6 protein-coding genes and 1 pseudogene are annotated in these 4,659 nt (G+C 44.3%); 3 read left to right on the top strand and 4 right to left on the bottom strand.

Going from position 1 to position 4,659, the window contains the following annotated elements; all coding sequences use genetic code 11:
- On the bottom strand, window positions 1-295 hold a 295-nt coding region (locus tag F6K37_RS27730; protein ID WP_287253628.1), incomplete at its 3' end, for an ATP-dependent metallopeptidase FtsH/Yme1/Tma family protein.
- A gap of 244 nt (window positions 296-539) precedes the next feature.
- On the opposite strand from F6K37_RS27730, the gene F6K37_RS27725 reads away from it, so the two are divergent.
- Genes F6K37_RS27725 through mtnB form a run of 3 tightly spaced genes read left to right on the top strand, consistent with a single transcriptional unit; the run spans window position 540 to window position 2,938 of the window.
- Window positions 540-1,094 carry a 1,2-dihydroxy-3-keto-5-methylthiopentene dioxygenase gene (locus tag F6K37_RS27725; protein WP_287253632.1) on the top strand — a complete coding sequence of 185 codons (555 nt, stop codon included), beginning with the start codon at window positions 540-542 and terminating at the stop codon, window positions 1,092-1,094.
- A 27-nt stretch (window positions 1,095-1,121) separates the two neighbouring features.
- Window positions 1,122-2,213: a RuBisCO large subunit C-terminal-like domain-containing protein gene (locus F6K37_RS27720; RefSeq protein ID WP_287253626.1), complete on the top strand. Its 1,092-nt coding sequence runs from the start codon at window positions 1,122-1,124 to the stop codon at window positions 2,211-2,213.
- A 41-nt stretch (window positions 2,214-2,254) separates the two neighbouring features.
- Window positions 2,255-2,938, top strand: a complete 684-nt coding sequence (mtnB, locus tag F6K37_RS27715; protein ID WP_287253630.1) for a methylthioribulose 1-phosphate dehydratase — start codon at window positions 2,255-2,257, stop codon at window positions 2,936-2,938.
- 59 nt (window positions 2,939-2,997) lie between these two features.
- Here mtnB and F6K37_RS27710 read toward each other — a convergent pair whose 3' ends face one another.
- From F6K37_RS27710 to F6K37_RS27705, 3 genes and pseudogenes are all read right to left on the bottom strand, one after another.
- Window positions 2,998-4,092 carry a calcium/sodium antiporter gene (locus tag F6K37_RS27710; protein ID WP_287253624.1) on the bottom strand — a complete coding sequence of 365 codons (1,095 nt, stop codon included), beginning with the start codon at window positions 4,090-4,092 and terminating at the stop codon, window positions 2,998-3,000.
- Window positions 4,093-4,296: 204 nt separating this feature from the next.
- On the bottom strand, window positions 4,297-4,419 hold the full coding sequence (locus F6K37_RS45685; protein WP_502708328.1) for a WecB/TagA/CpsF family glycosyltransferase: 123 nt from the start codon (window positions 4,417-4,419) through the stop codon (window positions 4,297-4,299).
- A 14-nt stretch (window positions 4,420-4,433) separates the two neighbouring features.
- Window positions 4,434-4,659 (bottom strand): annotated as a pseudogene (locus tag F6K37_RS27705) (hypothetical protein); the annotation flags it as partial.

Here is a 4,659-nt window from a genome sequence, read left to right as displayed (position 1 = left end):
TCTGGGGTAGAACTGAAATATCTACACCGTTATTATTCAGAAGGTTGATTAGTTGTGGGTCATTGGGGAGATTGACCTCTACCTGACGACCATCTTGAGCGATCGCGATCGCTTTACTGCGGTCAGCACTGATTCTAACGGTTTCCACCTTGCCGCTCTCGACTTGGCTAATCAGCTGGTCGTACCGCCACGTATCTCGACTTGGGGACGGTTTGTCCAAAAATGCTGTACCAAGGGCGATCACCACTATGGCTAGGAGTGCATACAGCCCTGCGTTTCTCCACTTTTTATTCACTCGTTGTTACCTCCATAGATTCGAGGATGTGGCAAATATAGAATTTAGCTTCTTATATTAATTTATGTTAACCTTTCTGAGGAAAACTGGGTGGACTTTATCCTAAAACAGCCTTTCTGGAAGCGTTTTATCCCTTTTGATACCTAAGAATAGTGTTTGGATGGCTGGTGTGGGTTGACCTAAGCCAATGCTTAATATTATAATTTATGACTTTGGATACCAAAAAGCCAACAGGAGGTACATGATGGCGGTTTTACGACTTGAAGATGGTACAACTTATACCGAGCTAAGTGATATTGCCCAAGAATTAGCACCTCTGAAGGTTCAGCTAAATCACTGGTCTGTAGGGGACAACCCAGAAATTCACAGCCTTCTAGAGCAAGACACCCTTAGTGATATTGAAAAGGAAACAGTACTGGAAGCTTTAGATAGCTACTTTGAACAACTTAAGGAAACCGCTGGCTATCAATCCCGTGACTTAATCGTACTGTACCCAGACATACCTAATCTTGATGCCCTCCTTTCCAAATTTAAGGATTGTCACTACCATACTGATGATGAAGTGCGCTACATAATTGCTGGAGAAGGGGTTTTTGGGTTTGTACGTCCTGATGGCAGCCAAATGGAGTTGACTGTGCAGCCCGAGGAGTACATTAATGTGCCAGCGAATACTGAACATTGGTTTTATCTGACCCCATCACGACGAGTTAAAGCTGTGCGCTACTTTATCACTACTGAAGGCTGGGTTCCGGAATACACGGGTACGGAAATTCGGATGAAGCCGGTAGTAGCTGTTTGATAATATCCCAGTTCATAACTTATTAAAATGTCCATTGAAGTTGACTACCGCTTTCCTCACGGTGTTGATGTGGAAAAACAAGCGAAAGTGATTGCTGTTGGGCAAACTGCAGGCACCTGGAATGCTCGTTTTGCCCATCTCGAAAATGTGTTTCGCTCCCATCTTGGTACTGTTGTTCAAGGTGTCATTAACCCTGATGGTTCTGGTTTGGCTACCATCCGTTTTCCCGAAGCTAATGTGGAAAACGATATCCCTACTCTACTAACCATGATTTTTGGCAAATACTCCATGGCAGGACCAGCTAAAGTCATGGCAGTGCGCTTGCCAGAACACTACGGTAGGCATCCCAAATTCGGAATTACCGGAATTCGCGAAAGACTAGGAGTAGTTGACCGTCCCCTGATTATGGCAATTTTTAAGCCAGCCTTGGGACTCTCAGCTGAAGACCATGGAGCGATTTTACAAGAGGTTGCTGGAGCTGGACTTGACATTATTAAAGATGATGAGATTCTGGGGGATTTGGAGATAGCACCAACCCTGAAACGTCTAGAAGTCTGCCGTAAGGTACTCGATGAAATCAAACAGCAAACTGGGCGCACTGTACTCTATGCCGTTAATGTAACTGGTTCGGCTGACAAATTGCTTGATAAAGCTCATACCTTGGTTAAAGAAGGGGCAAATGCCCTGCGGCTGAATGTCTTGACCTACGGTTTCTCTGTCCTAGAAGCCTTAGCTGCTGATCCAGAGATTAATGTGCCAATTTTTGCCCATCCCGCCTTAGCAGGAGCCCTGTGTGGAGCCCCAAACCACGGGATGGCTTACTCAGTGGTGTTGGGAACCCTGATGGCTCATGGTGGGGCAGATGCGGTGCTATATCCTGCCCATTATGGTAGTTTACCCTTTGACCCAGAGGAGGAAAAGCGAATTCGAGATAGTTTGCGATCGCGCAATGTATTTCCTGTTCCCTCCGCTGGCATTCATGCTGGGATTGTCCCTAAGGTTGTAGGAGATTACGGACAAGAGGTCATTCTTAATGCTGGAACTGGCATTATGGATCATCCCAATGGTCCTGCTGCTGGCGTTAAAGCATTTTTTGAAGCCCTACATTCCGTGGGATGATTTTTTTGATGTACAACAACAGCTATCCCAGCGGTGGAAGAATGGTTAATCTTAGCTCCTCAATCATAAATGACCAGCAATTACGTTCAGCTATTGATCCAAGACCAACCTTAATTACTGCTGCTAGTCACTTCTATCAATTAGGTTGGATGGTGGGCACAGCGGGTAACCTCTCGGCTAAACAGCCCGATGGCAGCTTCTGGATTACTGCTAGTGGATGCCATAAAGGGCAGCTACGCAGCAAAGACTTTATTCGCATCGCTACTGATGGCAGGGTGGTAGAAAAAACATCACCTGAATCTCGTCCTTCAGCTGAAACAAGCATTCATCAAACTATCTACTCTTTATTCCCAGATGCTAAAGCCTGTTATCATGTTCACACCATTGAGGCGAATTTAGTTTCTGGCTTCACTAAAGACGATACCCTGCCTTTGCCACCGCTAGAAATGCTTAAGGGATTTGGAGTACGGGAGGAGAACCCTCAAGTCACGGTACCAGTATTCGTCAACCATCTGGATGTGTATCGCATTAGTAGTGAGATATGCGATCGCTTTCAGGCTGCACCGCCATCAGTCAATGTCCTATTGATTCGGAACCATGGTATAACAGTTTGGGCGTCTTCCACCGAACGTGCCCAGATCTACTTGGAGTTAGCTGATTATATTTTTAGATATATGGTAGCTGCTCGACAAATTGACCTTAGCACTACCTCAATCAAGAATTAACAAATACAACTGCTGAATTGCTCAATCGGAACAATTCAGCAATTATTTAAGGCAATTATTCAACCAGACTTGATGTTAGTCCGTATACTGCCCATCACCAAAATCACTAGGGTAACTATAGTTAGCGGTACGACAAATGTCATCATGATAGTACTAAATTGTGATAAAGCTTGGTGTTGTGTGGCGTTGAGGAACAAATACAAGGTATAGGCACCGTAATAGCTTAAAAAGAGAAATCCCTCCCACCGGGAAATTTGATACCCAGTAAAGAAAATTGGCAGACAAGCCACCGCTACTGCAATCATTACTGGAATATCGAAGTTTAGGGCAGGAGTTGACACCTGTATACCATCAGGCACAATCAAGCTACACATCCCCAGCACCAACAGGATATTAAAAATATTGCTGCCAATAGCGTTACCTACGGCAAGATCTCGCTCACCACGGATACTGGCAATAATGGAGGTGGCAATTTCTGGAAGAGAGGTGCCAACAGCGATAATGGTTAAGCCAATAATCAACTCGCTCCAGCCAAACATCTTGGCCATAGCAATAGCCCCATTAATCAGCCAGCGGGAACCTAGTACTAATATTCCTAAACCGAAAACAATCAGCCCTAACTGAGTAACTATCTTTTTAAGGCTAGTACGAGACTGGCGATATTGGGTTTGAGGGGTATCCTGGTCTCGGATTTCCTGATTTTCTTTGCGACTCTGAATAATCGTGAATAAACTATATGCGATCGCGCCAGCCAACAGGATGCTGCCATCAACTCTACCCAGTTGGCCATCCAAGCTCATAAACAAGAGTAGGAATGATATGCCAATCATCAAAGGTACATCTAATCGTACCAACTGCCGGGATACAACCAAGGGTAGCATAGTTGCAGATATGCCTAAGATTAGCAAAATATTGGCAATGTTGCTGCCAACTATGTTACCAAGGGCAATATCAGCTTGTCCTTCATAACTCGACTGCAATGCTACGGCTAATTCTGGGGCACTGGTGCAGTAAGCAACTATAGTCAGCCCAATCACTAAGGGGGAGACGCCTGCTACCAACGCCAACTGTGATGCGCCCTTGACCAAGATTTCCGCCCCAACAACCAAAAGTACAAAGCCAGCAATAAATAAAATGAGAGTGATTATGTTCATTGGCTGTGTGTGAGTAAGTCATTGAGGACGAGTTTACTTCATCAAGCATTAAATTTGCTATAACCTCGACTTAGCCCTGATAATTACCTAGGGTTTATTTAAACCGCAAACACCTCAACGATAACACATATCAAGGGTATTTTTTTCTGTGTTTACCTAGGTTTAGTTTTAGTTATTAACCTAATAATTTATTGGCTAACTGTTTCATATTATTTTTATCAACAAACTCTCTAAAAACAGTTGCTTTAAAGACAGATATATAAAAGGCGGGATGGTACTGTAGTAGCGGTTCGAGAGTCTACTTGGCTCTTGAACTAGCCTATACAAACATTTCAACTCTACTAGGTGGGCTGCTCAGGATTACCAAAACCTTTGGCTTTCTCCTGAAGCTTGCTCATACTTTTCTCAGTGCCTTCACCTTGCCAAGTCAGAAATGCCCCAAACACACCCTTCTGATTCTTCGACTCCATTGAATCACTGACCAAATAGCTTCCTGTTGGAAACAACAGGGTGCGATGTTTCGTGAGATTATCCTGAACTGCTAGGCGAATGGCGGCTGTGTCATCA

The sequence above is a fragment of the Moorena sp. SIO4E2 genome, assembly GCF_010671945.1.
GTDB lineage: Bacteria > Cyanobacteriota > Cyanobacteriia > Cyanobacteriales > Coleofasciculaceae > Moorena > Moorena producens.
Note: the sequence above shows the minus strand (reverse complement) of the source record. Positions and strands in the feature narration are given on the sequence as shown.

Excerpts from the sequence above, each read along its gene's own strand:
- F6K37_RS27725 (WP_287253632.1), top strand. The coding sequence starts at position 540 with ATGGCGGTTTTACGACTTGAAGATGGTACAACTTATACCGAGCTAAGT.
- F6K37_RS27720 (WP_287253626.1), top strand. The coding sequence starts at position 1,122 with ATGTCCATTGAAGTTGACTACCGCTTTCCTCACGGTGTTGATGTGGAA.
- mtnB (WP_287253630.1), top strand. The coding sequence starts at position 2,255 with ATGGTTAATCTTAGCTCCTCAATCATAAATGACCAGCAATTACGTTCA.
- F6K37_RS27710 (WP_287253624.1), bottom strand. The coding sequence starts at position 4,092 with ATGAACATAATCACTCTCATTTTATTTATTGCTGGCTTTGTACTTTTG.